Origin of the sequence: Paenibacillus sp. RC21 (genome assembly GCF_044907935.1) — a bacterium.
Classification (GTDB): domain Bacteria; phylum Bacillota; class Bacilli; order Paenibacillales; family Paenibacillaceae; genus Paenibacillus; species Paenibacillus terrae_A.
This window is the reverse complement of sequence record NZ_JBIYCS010000001.1, coordinates 192,582-212,817: the sequence shown is the minus strand read 5'-3', so window position 1 is coordinate 212,817 and position 20,236 is coordinate 192,582. Positions and strand designations below refer to the sequence as shown.

Annotated in this window: 15 protein-coding genes; 5 read left to right on the top strand and 10 right to left on the bottom strand. The window is 47.4% G+C overall.

Annotated elements, in window-relative coordinates:
• Positions 1-14: 14 nt before the first annotated feature.
• The 4 genes from ABIA61_RS01045 to ABIA61_RS01030 all read right to left on the bottom strand — a co-directional run bounded on the left by ABIA61_RS01045 (position 15) and on the right by ABIA61_RS01030 (position 7,705).
• Positions 15-1,061, bottom strand: coding sequence for an ROK family protein (locus tag ABIA61_RS01045; RefSeq protein WP_404580201.1), 1,047 nt, complete (start codon positions 1,059-1,061; stop codon positions 15-17).
• Positions 1,062-1,247: 186 nt separating this feature from the next.
• Positions 1,248-3,521 carry a helix-turn-helix transcriptional regulator gene (locus tag ABIA61_RS01040; protein WP_404529694.1) on the bottom strand — a complete coding sequence of 758 codons (2,274 nt, stop codon included), beginning with the start codon at positions 3,519-3,521 and terminating at the stop codon, positions 1,248-1,250.
• 351 nt (positions 3,522-3,872) lie between these two features.
• A complete protein-coding gene (locus tag ABIA61_RS01035; RefSeq protein ID WP_404520933.1) occupies positions 3,873-6,425 on the bottom strand; it encodes a beta-mannosidase in 2,553 nt (850 codons plus the stop codon).
• A gap of 212 nt (positions 6,426-6,637) precedes the next feature.
• On the bottom strand, positions 6,638-7,705 hold the full coding sequence (locus ABIA61_RS01030) for a LacI family DNA-binding transcriptional regulator (RefSeq protein ID WP_283655531.1): 1,068 nt from the start codon (positions 7,703-7,705) through the stop codon (positions 6,638-6,640).
• Positions 7,706-7,985: 280 nt separating this feature from the next.
• On the opposite strand from ABIA61_RS01030, the gene ABIA61_RS01025 reads away from it, so the two are divergent.
• Entirely contained in the window at positions 7,986-9,677 is a 1,692-nt protein-coding gene (locus ABIA61_RS01025; RefSeq protein ID WP_404520934.1) for an ABC transporter substrate-binding protein, read from the top strand.
• A 207-nt stretch (positions 9,678-9,884) separates the two neighbouring features.
• Here ABIA61_RS01025 and ABIA61_RS01020 read toward each other — a convergent pair whose 3' ends face one another.
• Positions 9,885-10,499, bottom strand: a complete 615-nt coding sequence (locus tag ABIA61_RS01020) for a GNAT family N-acetyltransferase (protein ID WP_404520935.1) — start codon at positions 10,497-10,499, stop codon at positions 9,885-9,887.
• Positions 10,500-10,986: 487 nt separating this feature from the next.
• On the opposite strand from ABIA61_RS01020, the gene nrdI reads away from it, so the two are divergent.
• From nrdI to nrdF, 3 genes are all read left to right on the top strand, one after another.
• Positions 10,987-11,346: a class Ib ribonucleoside-diphosphate reductase assembly flavoprotein NrdI gene (gene nrdI, locus ABIA61_RS01015; protein WP_044646968.1), complete on the top strand. Its 360-nt coding sequence runs from the start codon at positions 10,987-10,989 to the stop codon at positions 11,344-11,346.
• Entirely contained in the window at positions 11,333-13,417 is a 2,085-nt protein-coding gene (gene nrdE, locus ABIA61_RS01010; RefSeq protein WP_283655528.1) for a class 1b ribonucleoside-diphosphate reductase subunit alpha, read from the top strand. Before nrdI ends, nrdE begins: the two co-directional genes overlap by 14 nt.
• A gap of 206 nt (positions 13,418-13,623) precedes the next feature.
• A complete protein-coding gene (nrdF, locus tag ABIA61_RS01005; RefSeq protein WP_044646970.1) occupies positions 13,624-14,589 on the top strand; it encodes a class 1b ribonucleoside-diphosphate reductase subunit beta in 966 nt (321 codons plus the stop codon).
• Positions 14,590-14,786: 197 nt separating this feature from the next.
• On the opposite strand, the gene ABIA61_RS01000 is transcribed toward nrdF, so the two are convergent.
• Positions 14,787-15,542, bottom strand: coding sequence for a hypothetical protein (locus tag ABIA61_RS01000; RefSeq protein ID WP_404520936.1), 756 nt, complete (start codon positions 15,540-15,542; stop codon positions 14,787-14,789).
• A 158-nt stretch (positions 15,543-15,700) separates the two neighbouring features.
• Between ABIA61_RS01000 and ABIA61_RS00995 the strand changes: the two genes are divergently transcribed.
• Positions 15,701-16,222, top strand: coding sequence for an ankyrin repeat domain-containing protein (locus ABIA61_RS00995; protein WP_404520937.1), 522 nt, complete (start codon positions 15,701-15,703; stop codon positions 16,220-16,222).
• Between the two features lie 69 nt (positions 16,223-16,291).
• Here the strand turns inward: ABIA61_RS00995 and ABIA61_RS00990 are convergent, their stop codons facing one another.
• The 4 genes from ABIA61_RS00990 to ABIA61_RS00975 form a co-directional block, all read right to left on the bottom strand.
• Entirely contained in the window at positions 16,292-16,717 is a 426-nt protein-coding gene (locus ABIA61_RS00990; RefSeq protein WP_283655525.1) for a VOC family protein, read from the bottom strand.
• A gap of 88 nt (positions 16,718-16,805) precedes the next feature.
• Positions 16,806-17,063 (bottom strand): hypothetical protein, encoded by a 258-nt coding sequence (locus tag ABIA61_RS00985; RefSeq protein WP_283655524.1) that lies wholly within the window; start codon positions 17,061-17,063, stop codon positions 16,806-16,808.
• Entirely contained in the window at positions 17,041-17,373 is a 333-nt protein-coding gene (locus ABIA61_RS00980) for a GrpB family protein (RefSeq protein WP_404520938.1), read from the bottom strand. Before ABIA61_RS00980 ends, ABIA61_RS00985 begins: the two co-directional genes overlap by 23 nt.
• Before the next feature lie 382 nt (positions 17,374-17,755).
• Positions 17,756-19,843, bottom strand: coding sequence for a class I SAM-dependent methyltransferase (locus tag ABIA61_RS00975; protein ID WP_404520939.1), 2,088 nt, complete (start codon positions 19,841-19,843; stop codon positions 17,756-17,758).
• Between the last annotated feature and the right edge of the window lie 393 nt (positions 19,844-20,236).

Below are 20,236 nucleotides of genomic sequence, written 5' to 3'. Positions count from 1 at the left end.
ATCCTCCCTGTTGTTTAGCGTACCTTGCTGCCCAGAATCGTCGCCAGCGCTCCGATGGCCCCGGCTTCATTACCCAGCCCAGCAGGTACAATGGTACAAGGAATGTCCGTCCATAAGGCTACTCTTTGCCGAATTTCATCCAAATAATACGCGCTCCCTTCAGCCACACCGCCGCCTACAACGATCATTTCCGGGTTCAGCAAGCTGATGACATTCGTCAAAGCCATCGCCATATGAGCCAGCACAGGCTCCAGAATCGTCTGTGCTTCCACATCTCCTTCGGCTGCTGCTTGCAGAACATGTCGCGCCCCAACATGTTCCCGTTGTCCATCCGCCAGCCGTACCATGTGCGTACCTGGTATGCCGGATGCGAGGGCCGATTTTACACTGTGTGTTATTGCCGTACCCGACGTTAAAGATTCGAACACACCGAACTCGTCCGTCCCTTTCCGTTTTGCCGCTTGCCGCGCCTGTTCCTCGCCTGCAATCCAGTAGGCCATCTCACCAGCTCCGTTGGCCGCTCCCTTGTACAGCTCCCCGTTCAAAATAAGACCGCTTCCGATGCCTGTTCCCACCGTTACCATCATCACATGACGTAATCCCCGGGCCGCCCCTAGCCATTGCTCTCCCAACGCAGCCATATTCACATCGTTATCCAGCACCAAGCGTCCGCCATAGCGCTGTCCAATGACAGATCGTATACCGCCATGCGCACCACTGTCACGTGTGCTGTCGTGCATATTCCATTGGAGCGCCGGAGCATGAGTGATCATGCCGCTATCATTATCTACCACACCGGGAAAGCCGATTCCGATTCCTTTTAATTGCTCCAGCGTCAAGCCTTCCTGCTCCAGACAGCTTTCCAGTTCCTCGAACAGACACTTAAAGAAAAAGGCTGCATCCTTCGTATGAACCGTCGGAATTTTATGCCTCACTACCACTTGCCGTTCCGCTGTACCGATACAGATCAGTGTCTTCGTCCCGCCGACATCAATGCCTGCTGCCCAGCCGGAAGCCTTCGGCTCATCCCCATATTGCTTTTGTACATCTATGTCCGCCATAGCCATCCTCCGTCATTCCGGTTCGCCCTCATGCCTGCCAATACATCGGCCGTTGACGCCCTGTAGGTTCAAGATATGGACATAAGTATCGCATTTGTCCCCCTGTGCCGCAATAAACTAAATTCCGCCCCATAAACCGACACCGTCTGCCCGCCTTTTTAACGAAAAAGCAAAAAAGGCGAGCGCCTAAAGCGCTCCCCCTGTTAACGATGAATCTTCCGGCTTCATTCTCAGCTTGCGATAATCTCCCGGCGTTACACCAACCACACGCTTGAACACCCGTCCAAAGGTAATCGAATTGGCATAACCGACCTGGGTGGCAATATGCTGAACCGTCTCTGTAGTGTTGCACAGCATTTGCTGGGCATGGTTCATGCGCAACCGGGTCAAAAAATCCACGAATTTCATATCAAACTCAGTTTTAAACAGATGACTGGCATATTTAGGCGATACATCAAAACGTTCGCTCAAATGATTCAAAGATAAATCCGGGTTCGTATAATGCTCTTCAATATACTGCTTCATCTCACTGACCATAGCCCGATAGCTCTTGGTTTCACTGGCTGCAACATAAGTCCGGTACACGGTGGTCATGTGTTCCAGCATCAGGGTGTGCATCAGGGCCAGCGAAGGAGCAGACTCCACCTCAAATCTCCACCTCTCCATCTCCGAACCGTTAAAATAACGATCCAATGCGCCCGACACGTCCTTCATCTCGCGCATTTCCCTTTCCAGCAGCTCCTGTAACCACTGAATCACGGTTAAAATATCCCCATCCTTCAACTTGTCCGTTTCCATCGTTGCGAATATACCTTCCAACTGTCCACGCCAATCATGGCTGGCCAGCCGAAAAGAACGGATCGTCTCTGAAATCAACGGCAGATACGTATATAACGGAATTTCATTGTCCTGCGGAACCTGGTCACTGGTCACAATATCGCGTACCCCGAGCGTTAGCCGATACCGAAGGGCAGAAACAGACGCCCGATAGGAATCCTTAATATACTCCAGCTCTTGAGTTTGACCACCAATTCCGATGGTGAGCTGTACACCCAGATGACCCTGTAGCCACTCGCAGCCCGTTTGCGCCATCTCTTGCAGCTTCACAGCCAGCAACCCTTCCCCATCACCATCCTCTTTCCGCAGCAAAATGGCAATTCTTTCGCGGCTCATCCATTCTGCCCAGCCCTGCCAACCATAAGTGGCTGCAAGCTCCTGCATCACACCAAGCAACGACAGGCTTAGGCGTTGATCTTCACTTCCATGCTCATTCGAACTTCTACTACCCGCTTGTGGTCCTTCGGTTGTGTACGGCTGCTCCAGTTCCAGATCATGCAGCTCTACCACCATGACGGCGTAGACACGGATAGCCTCTCTCTGGGTATCGTCCACAAAAGGAGACAGATTATCCAAACGCACCGCGGCCGTTTCCATGGTTGTACCTTCCATCAGGTCAAGGAACAGCTGTCGTCGCCGAATAAGTACATTCGCCTGCTCTTGCTGTTCATAATCGACCGTTTGCCGAATCAGACTTTGCAGCGCGTGATCAATCATCCACAGCTCATCTTTGTTGTTTTCCTCACCGGGGCGGCCCGGCAATTGTTGAATGCGCTGCATCATCAGTTGAATCGGCCTGTAATTTCTGCGTGTTACATAAATAATGTAGATCACTGCCAATACGACAACAGCCAGCCCGAGCACAATCCAAACATAAGAAATCACAGACACCCACTCGAACAGTTGCCCGGCACGAATGCCACTTTCGAAGCTCCACCCTAGCCGGGCCGACGGCAGATGAGTCAATTGCTGTCCGTCTTCCTCTTTTACAGCTCCCCCTGCGCCGGATGCAACCGGATAGATCGTATGCCCATTGCCATCCTTAATCACCAGATAAGAAACCGCCGGATTCGTCATTTGACCGATCATTTGCTCTAACGGATACACACCGATATTGACCACCAGCAACCCTTGTCCCCCGAACGGCAACGGAAGACGCTTATGCATCGAAATCACACGATCTGACGTATGTTTGCCCGGCTCCTTCCATTCCCGCACTGGTGACCACTGCCGATCCTCAGACCGCAGCGCCTGCTCGATATACGGATAATCGCCAAATGTCTTGGCATCCTGAAGTCCGCTCCTGGTAAGTACCTTTTGATCTTTCATCCTGTAAATATAAATAGAATGTACCAATTCATGATTATCCTTGAGCGCACGCAAGCTTCCTGCCAGTCCATACAACATCGTACTGCCGCTCTGCGCCTGTCCATTCAGAAAGTAGCTGTAGCTCTTATTGGTTTCCGCCTCGCTTAATACGTCCATTTCTACCTTCGTCAGCGACTTTTCCACACTGTCCATCACAAATCCGGTCGTGATCCGATTCGCCTTCCCGGTTTCATTACGCGATATCTCATTCACGATCAGGAAGGATAAAAAAATGAGAATAGACACGGTCAACATAAAAATCGGGAAATAGGAAAAAAACAATCTCCTGTACCAGCTCTTTCGCATCATATACCCCCTGCCGCCTAATGCTTTCATGACCCTTTTTATAGACCTTCGTCCAACACTAAGCATACTCGTGATGTCAGCTTTAATGCGATCTTGATTATACTTTGAACCTATTCTACCAAAATTAGAGGCTAAATAGATAGATTTCTCACAAATATCCATTAACATTAAATTTAAAAACTTATTTTTGTTAAATATACTAACACAACGAAAGCGCTGTACATATCATCACAAAATCATGTTTACAACAAAAAAAGGCTTATCCGCCTAAATGAAGTACGGATAAACCTGATCTGTTCTCTAATCTTGTATCCAATCTAGCAACGAGCGTACCGTCAGTTTGCCTGGAGAAGCTGCCTCAAAAGCCGAGCTCCCTCTGCCCAGAGCCAAAAATCCCACCGTTTTAGGAATACCGGGAGCCAAATCCAGATGATTGTCGCTGAAAATGCCTTCCTGGTCCGCCGACAGCCATACATGCCTCGCCAATACATCCGAGCGAAGGTTAAAGCTGCTTCCTCCGCTTCCCTGCACCTCTGTTACTTCAATATTCGGCTGCGGCAAATCCATCTCTTTTGTGTCAGCAAAATAAACTTCACAGGAATCCACCGGTTCACCGTTTTGTATCAAACGTGCGACCAGCATATGCTCAGCAGGGTTCAGGCCCTTCAGCCATTTGTCGGCAGGCAGTATATGTACCGACCCCGCTGCATTAGCTTGCTGCTCTACCTGAATGTCCTCTTCACGGATGGCCTTACTACCCCGGATATGCAAAAGCGTCAGCCGCAGCGTGCCTTGAACAGGTTTTAGCGTATCGTTGACAATATGCAGCTCCTTATTACCCTGCTCCGTATCCGCCACGCTCAGCAACACGTCTACAAAGCTGCGCTTAGCCGTATATTGCAGCGCCTTCCAGCGACCAAAATAGTCCATACTCGACCAGGAGGCAACGGGCCAGCAATCATTCATTTGCCAATACAATGTGCCCATGCAGTAAGGTTTGCGACGCCGATGCGCCTCGATGGCCATTTTCATCGCTTCCGCCTGTAAAATCTGACTCATGGGAAGAAAAGCTTTAAAATCCTTCGGCTCCCGCATGTACCGTTCCATATATTCTTTAATCAGGCGATTGCCCGCCCCGTTCTTTTGATGCGCCAGCATTACCGCAGATTCCAGCTCCAGATCGTTCTCTTCCGCATAAGCGCGCACGGACCTGTATTCGGGAAAGGACTGAAAGCCATATTCACTCATAAAACGCCCCACATGCACATGGTAATTCTCAAAAGGCTCAGATGCGTGCCACACGCCCCAGTAATGAACATCCCCAGCCGTCGAGGACGGATGAGCATGCTGATTTCGGTCTTCAGACAGGCCGATCAGTGGAGACGAGGGCCAATATGCCGTCTGCGGGGACCAGCTGTGTACCACTTCCGGTAAAATCCGGTGAAAGAGCGTCTCATAATCAAACCACAAGCGCTCTCGTTGCGCTGGCGTATAATTCTTTTTCCAGCCCCAGCCTCCCTTCTCCTCATAATGCGCCCAAGCCGAATCAATCTCATTATTGCCGCACCATAACGCGATACATGGATGATTGCGCAGACGCTTGATGTTGTCCTCCGCTTCCTTAGCCACATTGTCCAAAAAAGCTTGATCGCCCGGGTACATACTGCACGCGAACATAAAATCCTGCCATATCAATAAACCGTATTCATCGCAAAGCTCATAAAATACGTCTTCCTCATAAATACCGCCGCCCCAGACCCGCAACATGTTCATATGAGAGGCGGCAGCACTGGCAATCTCGTGCCGATACCTTTCCCGTGTCACTTCAGGGGCAAAGCTGTCATTCGGAATATGGTTGGCTCCCTTCGCAAACACTGGAACCCCGTTCAGTTCAAAATAAAAACTCTCTCCCGCCACATCCTGTTCACGCACAAGACGAATCGAACGCAAGCCCGTCTTCACCGTTTTTTCCGCGATTACAGCTCCTTCATCCCGCTCCACAAGCTCAGCTGCAAACGTATATAGATGCGGCTCTCCAAGTCCCCGGCACCACCACAGCTTTGGCTGCTCCATATACAATTCCAGATCCACCGTTTGCCTTCCCTTCAACAAACGAACAGGCTTCGACCACTCCCTGCCGTCAGCGGAAATACGCAGATCGGCTTCTCTGATCTCACCCGCATTCTCAATCTCTGCCACAGCCGTGAGTCTGGCTCCCTCTGCACTTATTTCATCCTGCCGGATAAACAAGTCCCTTACGATAAGGCCGGACCATGCCTCCACGCGCACCTCTCTCCAAATGCCACTCGTCACCAGCCTCGGTCCCCAATCCCAACCGTAATGGTAAGGAGCCTTGCGCGCGAAAACGCTTACCTTTTTGTCCGCCAAACCACCTGCTTCGGACTGATCATTCGGCGCAGGAAGAGCGTAACCTAGTTGTTCCAGCTTGGGCACATCCTCAGCTATTGGAGAACGGAACGCGATTTCCAGCCGATTCTCTCCCTGTTGAACCCATGCCTTCACATCCCGTCTCCACATCCGAAACATATTGTTGGCCGTCAAAACGGGGTGTCCATTCACTTTTACCTCCGCATACGTGTCCAAGCCCTCCAGCACCAATTCTACACACGGGCACTGAAGCTGTTCCACACTCATTTCAAAATGGGCTTCGTATATCCAGTCCTGTTTGTCAATCCATTGTACCTTCTCCTCGTTCGTTCCGATAAAAGGATCAGGAATTTTACCATGTCGTAAAAGGTCCGTATGCACACATCCCGGTACCTTCGCGCTAAGCCACTCATCACCTTGCGCTTCCCTAAACCTCCAGTTATCCAACCCTGTCACATTGAACATCGTCGCAAGCCTCCCTGTAAGGATGATTGGGAACATCTTGGCTCCTCTATAAACATAACAAAAATAACATTAAGCTAACAAATTAGTCAAATCGTTTTTTGTAAAAAAACAAATTGAAAAACAACAAAGAAAAGTCGCTCTCGCCCAAAAAAGGCTAAAAGCGACTTTTTTATCTTCCCCATGTACGGAGCTCAATCATCTACATCTGGACATCAACTATATTTGATTGTACTAATCGGGTGTTCATGATCATCATTTCCCTGACTGAGCCGCGGCGCATACCCCTCCCGTATGACTAGCTCCGCGTGCAGCAGCTTTTTCTCGACGGGCGAATCCGGGTTGGTTATACGCCATAGCAATTGATCCACCGCACGCATTCCCAGCAGCTCCTTATCCACTCTCACCGTAGCATAAATCGGCATCTGCTCGCTCGTATCGTCAAAACCAGTCACTCCACAGCGCCTTGGGACGTCAATTCCCTTTCGTTTGAGCACATCCACCACGTGCCCGGCAGTCACATCATTCACACATACAAAGATCTCAGGCAATTCATCCTCGGTCAGCTTGTCCAATTCCTCGGCGAGCTTCTGCGCTCCCATGTGGAGCAAAGCTCCGTTTTGCTTTAAGTCTATTCCTCCAAGCTCCAGTGTGGAGCGAAAAGCTTCCCAACGTTCATAGAAACTGTGAGCATCGTCGATATTTCCGACAAATTGAAAACGGGTATAGCCCCTGCACAGCACATTTCTCATGAGTTCAGACATACATGTGCGGTTATCTGTAAACACCGTATCGCTTAAAAACGCAGCATCCCAATGGTCCACCATGACGACCGGAATGCTCATCCGATAAATATTCAGCAATATAGAAGTAGAAATCGACCCCACTGTGATAATGCCCCTGATCGCTTCTGGATTCAGCAAAGAAAACATATCCTCTGTTGAAGGCTCCGTTAACGTCAGCATGTTCATTCCCTTTCCATTCAGGCGCTCAGAAATGCCTTCAAACACAGGACCCCAATACCTGGATTCTCTGTTCTGGTGCCGTATATTCGGAAATAACACCAGCACAGTTCCCGACCATTCCCCGGCATCCGTGTCCCGAGGTTCCACCCCCGTTGTCTTTGGATGATTGCGAAAATAGCCCATCTGGGCAGCCAGCTTGACCAACACTGCCCTCGTCTCCTCACTTACTCCGGGCTTGCCGGACAATGCACGCGAAACAGCGAACTTTGAAACACCGGCCGCATCCGCAATTTCCTGCAACGTTATTTTTCCACGCATCTTCTCACCCAACCCTATTCGGAATCTTTTTTTGCCTCTGCCTTTCCAATACATGGGTGTACCCATAAACTGGTATCATCGTAGCACACTTTGTTTTATATCATCAAACGATAGATTTACACAAATCCACACCATCCACCAAAATATGTTTGCATAATAAAAAAACAAACACATAACAAATCAACATAAATGACTTGACGTAGGGTTCGGTATTTCCTACAATTTACTATTGAAAGCACTTACATTATGTAAATCATACTTATAAAGGGGGATTTTGCAGATGTTCAAGATCAGGTCGGTACGACAAGGCTCCATCCTGCTCCTGGCTTTGTTGCTACTCGTCACGACGGGCTGCGCAAACGGAACAGGCGGTACGGCAGAAAAGGAAAATCCCGATGATACCAGTCCTGTTACACTTACTTTTTTTGGTGGTGACGCCAGCTCGAACTGGAATAACATGAAAGATGCAATTGGACAGGAAATTATCAAAAAAACGGGCGTGACACTGAACGGAGAACATGCCGTCAATGGCCGGAGTGAGGAAAAGTTTGCTTTGATGGCTGCCAGCGGAGAGTATCCTGACCTGGTCTATCCCAAAAGCGATGTCGGTAAGCTGGTCGATGCCGGGGCACTCATTGACTTAACCGACCTGATTGATAAATACGGCCCCAATATCAAGAAAGTGTACGGAGACTATTTTAACCGTATTAAATATAGCAATGACGACCCTGCCATCTACACCATTCCGACAAATTTGGGCGTAGATCACATCGCATTTGACGCACAAGCCGGGTTCGAAATCCAGCATCAGGCACTCGAGAAGCTCGGCTATCCGAAAATTCGCACGGTTCAGGATTTTGAAAAAGCACTCAAGGACTATGTAGCCCTATATCCCACCACTAACGGTCAGCCTACCATCCCCCTCTCCCTTGATGCCGAAGATTGGAAAATTCAAATTACCGTGACAAATCCGGCAGTTACCGCTACAGGCGGACCGGACGATGGAGAGTATTATATCGATCCCAAGACGCGTAAAGCCATTCTCCACTACAAACGCCCGGAGGAACGGGAATATTTTCGCTGGCTGAATCATATGTACAACGAAGGACTGCTGGATAAGGATACTTTTGTGCAAAAAAGCGATCAATACAAGTCCAAAATCGCCGCAGGTCGTGTGATTGGACTCATCGATCAGGAGTGGAATTATCAGGATGCCGAAAACGCGCTCAAAGCGGCGGGCAAGGATGAATTTACCTACGCGCATTTCCCGGTTACGTTAAGCGAGAAATACGAGGATCATTCCCTCCAGCCGCTTGGCTTTGATGCTGCATACGGGATCGGAATTACGACCTCGTGCAAAAATCCCGTGCGTGCCATCAAATTTCTGGATTTTCTGGCCTCCGACGAAGGACAAATTTTGCGCAACTGGGGAATCGAAGGCCAGCATTACAAAGTAGAGAATGGCAAACGGGTTATTCCGCCCGATGTGCAGCAACGTAAAAACACCGATAATTCCGCTTTTACGAGAGAGTCGGGCATCGGTTTGTACTGGATATGGGGACCGCATTACGGTGACGGCATCAAGGACCCTTCCGGCAACTACTATACGACGAACTATCCCGAGATGATTACCGAAAATTACAGCCGGGCCGAAAAAAAATCCCTGCAAGCCTACAATGCTCGAACGTGGAAGGACCTGTTCCCGAACGAAAAGGATTTTCCAGTGAAAGAATGGGGCGCCGCCTACAACATGCCCGTTCCGACCAATACGAACTACAATGTCATTTATCAGAAGTCGCAGGACATTGTGCGCAAACGGATTCCCGAAGCTGTACTCGCCAAGCCCGATCAATTTGATGCTGTCTATGACCGCATGCTCCAGGAGCTGGATCAGGCAGGTGTGCCGAAGGCTGAAGAAACCTACACCGGACTGATCCAAAATCGGCTTAAGCTGTGGAACGCAGAAAAATAACGATCAAATAAGCTGAACTTAAAAGTTACTTACTGTGCCACTACGCAGTCGGATGGTGCTTCGCTTGTACAGCACCATTCCGCCTACTCCGTTTTGATGCTTATTTTTTCAAGTCAGCTTATAGTTCGAGTTTGGCTTATATGAATGAAAGCTTACAGGGGCTGACAGCCTGATGCTGTTCAGCCCTTTTACCTTGAACGTTCTGTTTCATTCCATATATACATGACACGATGATGACTGTCTGTTTCCCTGCACGTTCTGCGAAGATTCCGTCGTTTGCTCCGCAGCCTCATACTCACTTCGCAAAATGCCCATTTGAATGATGTCATAGTATTGGCCTTCTCTGAACAGCTTTTGCCGCAGCCGACCTTCCTCCTTGAAGCCGCAGGCCAGATAGCAGCGATATGCACGTTCATTATATGAATAGACCTCCAGCTCCAGCCGATTCAGATTCAGCGTATGAAATACAAATTTCTGTAATAGCCGGATCGCTTCATGTCCGTAGCCTTTGCCCAGGTTATCATCGCGCCCAATCACAATGCCGAGCGTGGCATGCCGATTCATCCAGTTGATTTTAAATAAATCCAGTTGTCCAATATAGTCCAGTGTGTCTTTATGCGCAATAACAAAGCCCTTGATCTCGGAGTTACCGTCGATCATCATCTGTACATAGGCTTCGCTATTCGTCTGAGAATGAGGATAAGTAAAAACATCGCTCAAACCGCGTGTAATATCCGGGTCATTGACCCATTTTCGTATTTCCGGTATATCCTCCTGACGATACTCCCTCAATACGATGCGTTCCCCAATCATATGCGGCATAGTACATCTTCCCTTCGGTTATGTAATGGTATCTTAATATAGCATCAAACGACCCTGAATCCATAAATCCATTTCCCATCATACGTATCCCCCCTACAGTAAAAGGTAGATTTACCACAGTACCTCCTATTGACAAATCGTACATCTTCATCCCTCAAAACTCCAGTACATTTGTAAAATTCGCACGAAAAAAAAAGTTATTCTGCTTATCCCGCCCCCCGCTTGGACTTGCCCCCAATCCTTGTGCCCAACCTTTTAAAAGTGATTGACCTCACCTATATATAGATATAAAATAGAAATCGTACTCTAAATATAGTGTGCAACGCGTATTTTACACATATATCTTTAAAATACAGATATGGAAGTACCGATATAAATAGGCGTTAAAATTTTGGCGAAGCACAGCCAGCAAGGGGTTGCGAATCTTTACAGGATTTCGAGCCTTGGACAGATGCTGTTTTGCCAAATGTCAAGGAGGATGAATACAATGCTGATTGCCTATGATTCCAAGACCGGCAATGTAAAAAGATTTATCGGGAAGCTCAAGCTTCCGGCGGTCCAAATCCAGGAGCAAATGACTATAGAGGAACCATACGTACTCATTACATATACAACGGGGTTTGGACAGATACCTGAGAGGGTATCTTCCTTTTTGCAAAAAAATGCTCAAAACCTCGTGGGTGTGGCTGCCAGCGGCAACCGTAACTGGGGCGAGAGCTTTGCCAAAAGCGCGGATTTGATCTCCGACCATTATAACGTGCCTGTCATCAGTAAATTTGAATTATCCGGAACGTTCGGCGATGTAGAGCGTTTCAAACAGGAGGTGAGCCGAGTTGCGGCATATTGAACTGAACAACATGTTGATGAAACGCGATACAGATGGCTTTTTCCAATTGGAAAAGGACCAAGAGGCTGTAGACGAATTTATGAAGGAAGTCGAAGAACGGAGCTTGAAGTTTGCGGATACAGCGGCTCAAGTGCTCTACATGATTGAGAATGATTATTACGAAAATTTCTATAGTAGCTATACAGCTGACGAAATTAAGGATATTTTCCATATCACTCATAGTTATAATTTTAAATTTCCTTCCTATATGGCAGCATCCAAGTTTTATACGGATTATGCAGTGAAGAGTAATGACCGTAAGGTTTATCTGGAGCACTATCCTGACCGGGTGGCGGTCGTCGCCCTGCATTTGGGACGCGGTAACGCCGATACGGCGCGCCTGTTGTCCCGCTCGATGATGGAGCAGCGTCTCCAGCCGGCTACGCCAACCTTCCTAAATGCAGGCAAAAGCCGTCGTGGAGAACTGGTGTCCTGCTTCCTGCTCGAAATGGACGACTCCCTCAACTCGATCAACTACGTGCTAAACACTTGCATGCAGTTGTCCAAAATCGGCGGCGGTGTCGCGGTCAACCTGTCGAAACTGCGGTCACGTGGCGAAGCGATTAAAGGTGTAGAAGGCGCGGCTAAAGGAATTATGCCTGTGCTGAAACTGATGGAGGACGGCTTCTCCTACGCGGATCAGATGGGTCAACGTAAAGGCTCCGGCGCTGCATACTACAACATTTTCGGTTGGGATGTACTGGAGTTCCTGGATAGTAAAAAAATCAATGCCGACGAAAGAGTACGCCTCAAGACACTCTCCATCGGACTGATTGTTCCGAACCGCTTTTATAAGCTGGCTCAGGATAATGAGCCGCTGCATGTATTCGCTCCTTACAGTGTGTACAAGGCCTACGGTACGCATCTGGACGATATGGATCTGGATGAAATGTACGATACACTGCTTGCTGACGACCGGGTGAAGAAAAAGGTTGCGATGAGCGCGCGTGACATGTTGACCAAAATTGCCATGATCCAGCTGGAATCCGGCTATCCATACATGATGAACAAAAGTAACGCTAATCAGGCACATGCTCTTAAAAACGTGGGTCAGGTTAAAATGTCAAACCTGTGCACAGAAATTTTCCAATTACAGGAAACCTCTGAAATTGCAGATTACGGTCAACAGGATACAATTCGTCGGGATATCAGCTGTAATCTGGCTTCTCTCAACATTGTAAATGTGATGGAGCATGGGAAAATCCGCGAATCCGTTCACGAGGGGATGATTGCCCTGACCTCGGTCAGCGATATGACCCAAGTCGCGAACGCGCCGGGTGTTGCCAAGGCAAACCGTGAGATGCATTCTGTCGGTCTGGGTGTCATGAACTTGCATGGCTACCTTGCCAAGAACAAAATTGCTTATGAAAGCAACGAAGCGAAGGATTTTGTCCGTACCTTCTTTATGACGATGAACTATCACTCGCTGGAGAAAAGCATGGAGATCGCGCAAGCGGCCGGACAAAGCTTTTATGGCTTTGAGGAATCGGATTATGCGACTGGGGTGTATTTTGACCGTTATCTGAATACCGATTACCGTCCGACAACGGCACGTGTACAAGAGCTGTTCAACGGCATCTATATTCCTTCTCCAGAGGATTGGGACAAGCTGAAGGCAGACGTGCAGAAGAACGGCTTGTATCACGCGTACCGTATGGCGATTGCGCCGACGGCCAGCATTTCATATATTCAAAATGCGACGTCCAGCGTAATGCCAATCGTGGAACAAATTGAAACACGTACCTATGCGAACTCGACGACCTATTATCCAATGCCTTACTTGCAAAGAGATAATGTGTTCTTTTATAAATCCGCTTATCAAATGGATCAGTTCAAAGTGCTTGACCTGATTGCCGAAATCCAGCCTCACGTGGATCAAGGAATTTCGACAGTGCTTCATGTGAACAGTGACGTGACTACACGCCAATTGGCGCGTTGCTATCTCTATGCTGCTCACAAAGGACTCAAATCGTTGTACTACACACGTACCAAAAAGCTGTCTGTGGAAGAGTGCCTCACCTGCTCGATCTAAGACCGTATGGATAGCTTATAATTAGAAGTCCTCATATGTATGGATGCTTTTCATTAGAAGCTGTATCCAGCGTGATGTTCACCCTTTATGGGTTGGGACACGGCCTCGCGGATGCAGCTTCCGTATGTCAAGCATACGGTGATTCGCCTATGTCATTTCATTATGACTCTAGGAAATCTCGGAAGCTGAAGGGAGAATGCTAAACAATGACAGGTATACAAGCTGTAAACTGGAATCGCTCGGACGATGATTTCACACTGATGTTCTGGAATCAGAACATTATGCAATTTTGGACGGATGATGAAATTCCGCTGTCCGACGATAAAATGAGCTGGGTAACCCTCAGTGATATTGAAAAAGAAGCCTACATGAAAGTATTAGGCGGCTTGACGTTGCTTGACACGATTCAAGGCGGCGTGGGTATGCCGCAAATTATGGAGCATGTGGATGGGCTGCAACGCAAAGCTGTACTGAGCTTTATGGCGATGATGGAGCAAATTCATGCGAAGTCGTACAGCAGTATTTTTACAACCCTGGCTTCTACGGAAGAGATTGATAATATATTCCGTTGGGTAGAGGAAAATCCGCATCTCCAGACCAAGGCGGAAACCATTCGTCAGTATTATATGAATATTCATACGCCAAAAGACTTGTATCTCGCTATGGCAGCGTCAGTGCTGTTAGAAAGCTATTTATTTTATAGCGGCTTCTTCTATCCTCTCTATCTGGCGGGTCAGGGCAAGATGACATGCAGCGGAGAAATTATCGACCTTATTTTGCGGGACGAAAGTATTCACGGTGTTTATGTAGGTGTGCTGGCACAGGAGATTTATGCAGAGCTGGACGAGGAAGAGCAACGCGATCTGTACCAGACGCTGGTAGGGTTGCTGCGCTACTTGCACAATAACGAGGAACAATACACCGAGCAAATTTATGCTCCTATCGGGCTTGTGGACGATGTCAAAGTCTTCTTGCGCTACAACGCCAATAAGGCCATGATGAACCTGGGCTTTGATCCGTTGTTTGAAGAAGAAGAAGTCAATCCAATTGTATTCAACGGCATCAGCACCCACACCAAGCAGCATGATTTCTTTTCTAAAAAAGGAAACGGCTACGTGCGTGCAATGAATGTGGAGCCGCTGACTGATGATGATTTTAATTTTGGAGTGTAGGTAATAGGTATATGTGAAAATAGTTTGTTTAGGTGATGCTGAGGAAGACCACTCCGCAAGTGGATAGTTCTTCCGATCGCTGTTGTCAGGGGATTCTTTTGGATTAGAATTTAAGGTTAGAGTCCCCCGGCAAAGGCGAACGCTTCCCTTCTCCAGAATCCATCCACTCGCTGTTATAGTCATCTCTGCATACTGAGTCACATATCTTTGTATATTTGTAATACTTCCAAAAGAAAATCCTCATTATACCCTGTTTTTTGATGGAGTCGATCACACCATGCTTTAATATCCTTTATCTCAGGTTCATTTATAATTCCAGCCGTCGTACTCAGAAAACTCGACCAGTTATAAAACTCCCAATGTGCAATTTCGGATAAATACGGAACTCTACATTCTAGCAAAGGCGACTTTTTTATCGTGTTCTGAGAAATTTCCGCCGCCTTCCAAAATGTCGAGAATTCCAATGGTGCAAGATCGAACTTCTGACGACTCATTTTACCATTAGGTCTGTGATATAAGATTGTAACGGCATCCTGATGCGGTTGAACCTCAATTTCTGCTGCTGGAAAAAATCCTGTTAATCTCTCTGATGTAAAGCTTGGATGATCTGCATCTACTAATACTGGAATCAACCATTGGTCTCCCAAATCGCATAAATAACGTCTGCCATCTTCATTTTTAGCTATTACAGCGACGTGTGCCTCTGTTGTCCCCAAATCATGGCCGATAGGATAAGCTTCAATTCCTTCTTTTTCAAACTCGTGCAGCAGCCATATCGCTAAGTCAAAACAATTACCTGTAATCCCATACCGCTCATGGTGCTCCTTCATTAAAGACACATCTCTCTGTTTCTTTCCGTCCGTTTTCCTATAAAACCAAGCCTTCGTTAACGTCTCCATCGGAAAGGTATTAAACTTTTCCCATATAGACAAAATCTCGTTAGGGACTAACATCGTCAACCTCCTCAGGTCTCTCCATTTTGATCATCAAAGATCAGTTACACACATATTACCCTGTGCTTGTAAAAACTGATAAGGCCACCCATACTATAAGTGCATATTTGATTTTCAAATAAAAGCATAGTGCTATGATTGATAAGGAGGCCCAATGAATGGAACTTATTCACGTCATTAATGAGGCATTTCAGGCGGCACAATCAGGGGATGCTCTACGGTTAAAGGAGTTGCTGGAATCCTACCCAAGCCTGACCGACACTGAAAATAGCGATGGACTTACACTATTGGGATTTGCAGCACATTACGGTCATGCTGATGCCGTGCAGGTCCTTCTGGATCATGGAGCGGGCATTAATGCAATCTCTCACTCCAAAGTTTCTTTCATCCTTTCCAACACCGCCCTTCATGCTGCAATTGTCGGAGAGAGAAATACGGATGTAATCCGTCTCCTTTTGTCCCACCAAGCCCGGACCTACATCCAGGATAGCGATGGTCATACTTGCCTGCATACCGCTGCATATCATGATAATCAACCGGAAATCATTCGTCTGTTAATGGAGCACGGCGCTGATGTAAATGCCAATGGAACCGATGGAGAAACCGCACTGTCTCTTGCTGTTCAGCAAGGCCACCAGAACGTTGCAGAATACCTTCGCCAGCATGGAGCAACCTCTTGAACGAGGATTCATGCATAAAACAAAACGGCCAGATCACCAAGGTAGCGAAATCGGGCCGTTTTCCATTGTTTAAGACCGAGCCTCCGTGAAAATTTGAAAGGTGATACCAAACTTGTCCGTTACATTCCCATAAGCAGGACTAAAATGGGTTTCTTGCAAGGCCATCCCCACCTGTCCTCCTTGCTGTAGAGCGTCAAACATTTTTTGGGATTGCTCCACACTGTCGGTTGTAATACAGATGCTCACCTGATTCCCGCTGCTGAACGGCGAGCCAGGAAAGGTGTCGGAAAACATAAGCTCTGTCTCACCAACTTTGAGGGTGGCATGTCCCACACGTTCCTTGACCTCTGCGGGAATGGGAAAATCAGGGTTTTCAGGCATTTCACCGAAGGTTTGGATAAAAAGCAGTTGGGCATCCAATGCCTTTTCATAAAATTCGATTGCTTCTTTTGCATTTCCATCCATCGTGATGTAAGGAATCAAACGTTTTGACATTTTCAACACAACTCCTTCATTTTTAAAGCTATCCTGTCATTTCTCCTGTATTATATGCAAAAAGTGTTAAGATAAACAGAGTTGTTTGTTATCTTTCTTCTACCGATATGCCAAGCTGCTCCAGTTCTTTCATCGCTTCCGTCAGGTCGCGCTGAGGATGCAGCGTAGAGATCATCTGTGCATGAATCGGAACACCATTGAAAATCCGGCTTACAATCTCCAGAGAAATCGGCAGGTCATAGTAACTTTCAGCCCATTTCTGATATTCCTCCGGTGTATCTATAATTTTCCCCAGCAAAAAGGATGAGCCATCATCATACGCCTCAGGAATGTTCACGTTGCCCATACGCCATGCCGTATCTCCAGCTTCCCTCCATATACAAAAGGTAACGTCCTCCTTTTCCAGCGCCGATAACAGCATCATTCGTTCTTTTAAACCATCCGGCGTTACTTGTGTATCCAGCATCATATTTTTCATCCTTCCTAAGCTTCGCCTGCTGAATCACCTGCCGAATGAAGGACCCTTTGGCCTCGGTATACGCTAGACGATCATATTTGAACTGCTGCGCCAAATCTTCTACCCCAGCCATAATATCAATAATCGTCTTGGCTCCAAGGCCAGAAACGGATGTGCTCCCAATATGCTCTATACCCATACTTATATCTCCGAGAGTCTCTGCGATTTTTGTCCGCTCACACGCACTCTTTTACCCACTGCGGGTCATATTGCGATATCTCCACATGCGAGGACATCACGAACACGCCTCCCTTCATTGGTAGCAAAAAAAGGTATACCGAATATTCATAGAATGTTCCCTCTTAGTATATCATTTTCAAAATCACTTTTTTCCATAATTATGGTACATTAAATCGGAAGTAACTTGTGAACGAGCAGACAGAATGTCTGTTTCTTTTACAAATGAATCAATTGTCTACTAAAGTGTAAAAAAGCCTTCTGACCGCGTTAGACGCAAATCAGAAGGCTTTCTTACATTTTATCAGTCTCACTCGATAACAAAACAAAGCATACTAACCACTCTATTGCGGCTTCTCAATCACAATCAGACAGGTGCTATCCGGCAGGGGAACAGGCTGACCCTGCTCATCGGTAAATTCAATACGCCCAGCAAGCGCTTCCGCATATCCCTCCTGCAAATAGTGACGGCTCTCCCGGATTATAGCCTGCGATCCAAGCGTGCGACGAATACACTCTTCATACTGTGAAGGAGTTAAATACCCAAACTGCTCCTGCACTTCATGCACATAAGCTTCTGTTCCCCACGTGTAGGTGTATAGAAATTCCATCGCATCGTTCACAGGCAAAATAGCCTCATGCTCACTCACACGCTCCACTTCAATGTCGCGACCCGCAAAATCTTTGGCATATCGCAACAGCCATTCCATTCCGTCCGGCTCCAGGAACCGGATTCGTCTACGCTGTTCTGCCGGTTCAGTCATAATGCCGTCACGGAGAATGATCCGTCCGCCCGGTGCCAGCACACGATAGGCGCTTTGCAAAGCAGCCTCCACCGTATGCAGATTGAATCGGGCTCCATCCCGTTCAATGTAAGAATACAGCTCATGGAGAATGGAAGAAAAAATGACCGTGTCCATGCTCCCAGGCTCTATAAATTCCTCCAGTTGGAGGGCATCTCCTTTAATAACATCCCAACGGTGGCCCTCCAATTGCTTTTTACGTTTGAGCGCCTCAATAACGTTCACAGAAATATCAAGTCCCAACGGCTTCGCGTCCGGTATCTCCTGTTCAATCAGGTCCAGCAGCACACCCCCGCCCGGTCCGATATCTAGTACACGAGTTCCCGTCACGTAATCTAGAATGACCTTTTTGTAATCTACGGTTTGGTTCATATCCGTAAGGTATGTTTCCTCATTATGAAAACGATCATAAGCATCACGGCGCAAACCGAACAGATCAAACAGTAGTAATATAGCTTTGTCATACAAAGGCGTTTTTTCCGCCTCGATGCAAAAGTCGATCAGCTTCTCAGCCGCAGATGAAAAATGAAAATTGAAAAATACGGTACTCGGCAGTTCCTCTTTATGCTCCACAATCACATTCAAATGAGGATTATGCTTCCGTTTTCCTTTCAAGATATCCTGCCAGGATAGCGCGTGTAAATATTTTTCAATCATCCGTTTTTTATAAACGTTAATTTTCTTGATGCCGCGATAGTCATAATGCATGGTGTTCATGAGCGATTCAAAGCTGATATGACGCACCGTTGCAGGCAATTCCTGTCCCGTACCATCCCGTAACGTGAGCAAAAACACCTTCACCAGCTCCTGAAGCGAAAAATCCTGTAAAGCCGACTCCACATACCAAAGCGTCCGATTCTCCAACGGAGCCAGCGCCTTATCTACATTCAACTCGCGCTCCAGCTCGGCGTAGGCCTGCTCGAAGGGCTCCCCTTCATGAATAGAAACCGACCGTAATCTCTCCAGTCGTTCCTTTACACTCCAGGCCACAGGCGCGTTATCCCATGCGATCCAGCCAATCAGTTGCTCCACTTCACTCCGTACCTGCTCCCATAATGCAGGGTCTACCCCGGCGATAATGCACTCGTTCAGCGCCCGCAAGGCAAGCTCCAGTTCCTCGTGGCTTAACCAGCCCTTACGGGTCATTTCCAGCAGCGCCCGATTTTCCGCAAAAGGAATTTCACCCCGTATATACTGTCCGATTAATCCATGCGTCTCAATCAGAATCCGAGTCATAGTATTGCGGGGAAACACCGGTTTCTCCGCTTGAGCCTGTCTGACGTACAGTTGGGCGGAACCGATATTATGCACAAATAAATTGATGCCCTCCTGCTGCCAGCGCAGCCGTTCGCGAACTGTGCCTCCTTTGGCCGTCTCAGACCAAACCAGCACGTCTTCTAGCAGCTCCTTAATCCAGAAAGACAGCGGAAGCCCGTCCAAAATATGCAACGTATGCTCCACATAATCCAGTACGGGATTAGCATCCTTTAACTCCCCTATGGAGTGGATGCGTTCCAGATTCACAATACGCTCCTCAGCCGAAACGAGTAGTTTCAGCCAAGTCGGCGTATCCCAGGCCAGATCATTTTCTTTCCGATAATTAGCAATGGCTTTTAATGATTGCAGCATTTTTCTCACCTCGTGTGATTCGGATTCGGTATGCACATGAGACTTTGGAAAAAAACTTTAGGATAAAAAATTCTTGTATAAACTACACTTTACCATACATTTGCAGCTTCCATCCCGTGGAAAATATTAAACATTTTTATCAAATCAGATGCTTGGCATACCTTTCTCCTACAAAACAAATGGCCGTAACTCCAACATAAGGAATTACGGCCAGCCTGCTTACTTCCATATACAGTTTAAAAAAATCACCCTTGCTTTCCCGAAATAAAAAAATATCCCCCGGCCTAAAGCTCAGGGGATATCTTATTCCTCTTGTTATGCGTAGTAAATTATAATTCCTACTCTATTTAGAAAGCTACAGTATTGCTGTGCAACACATGAACCATCTACAAC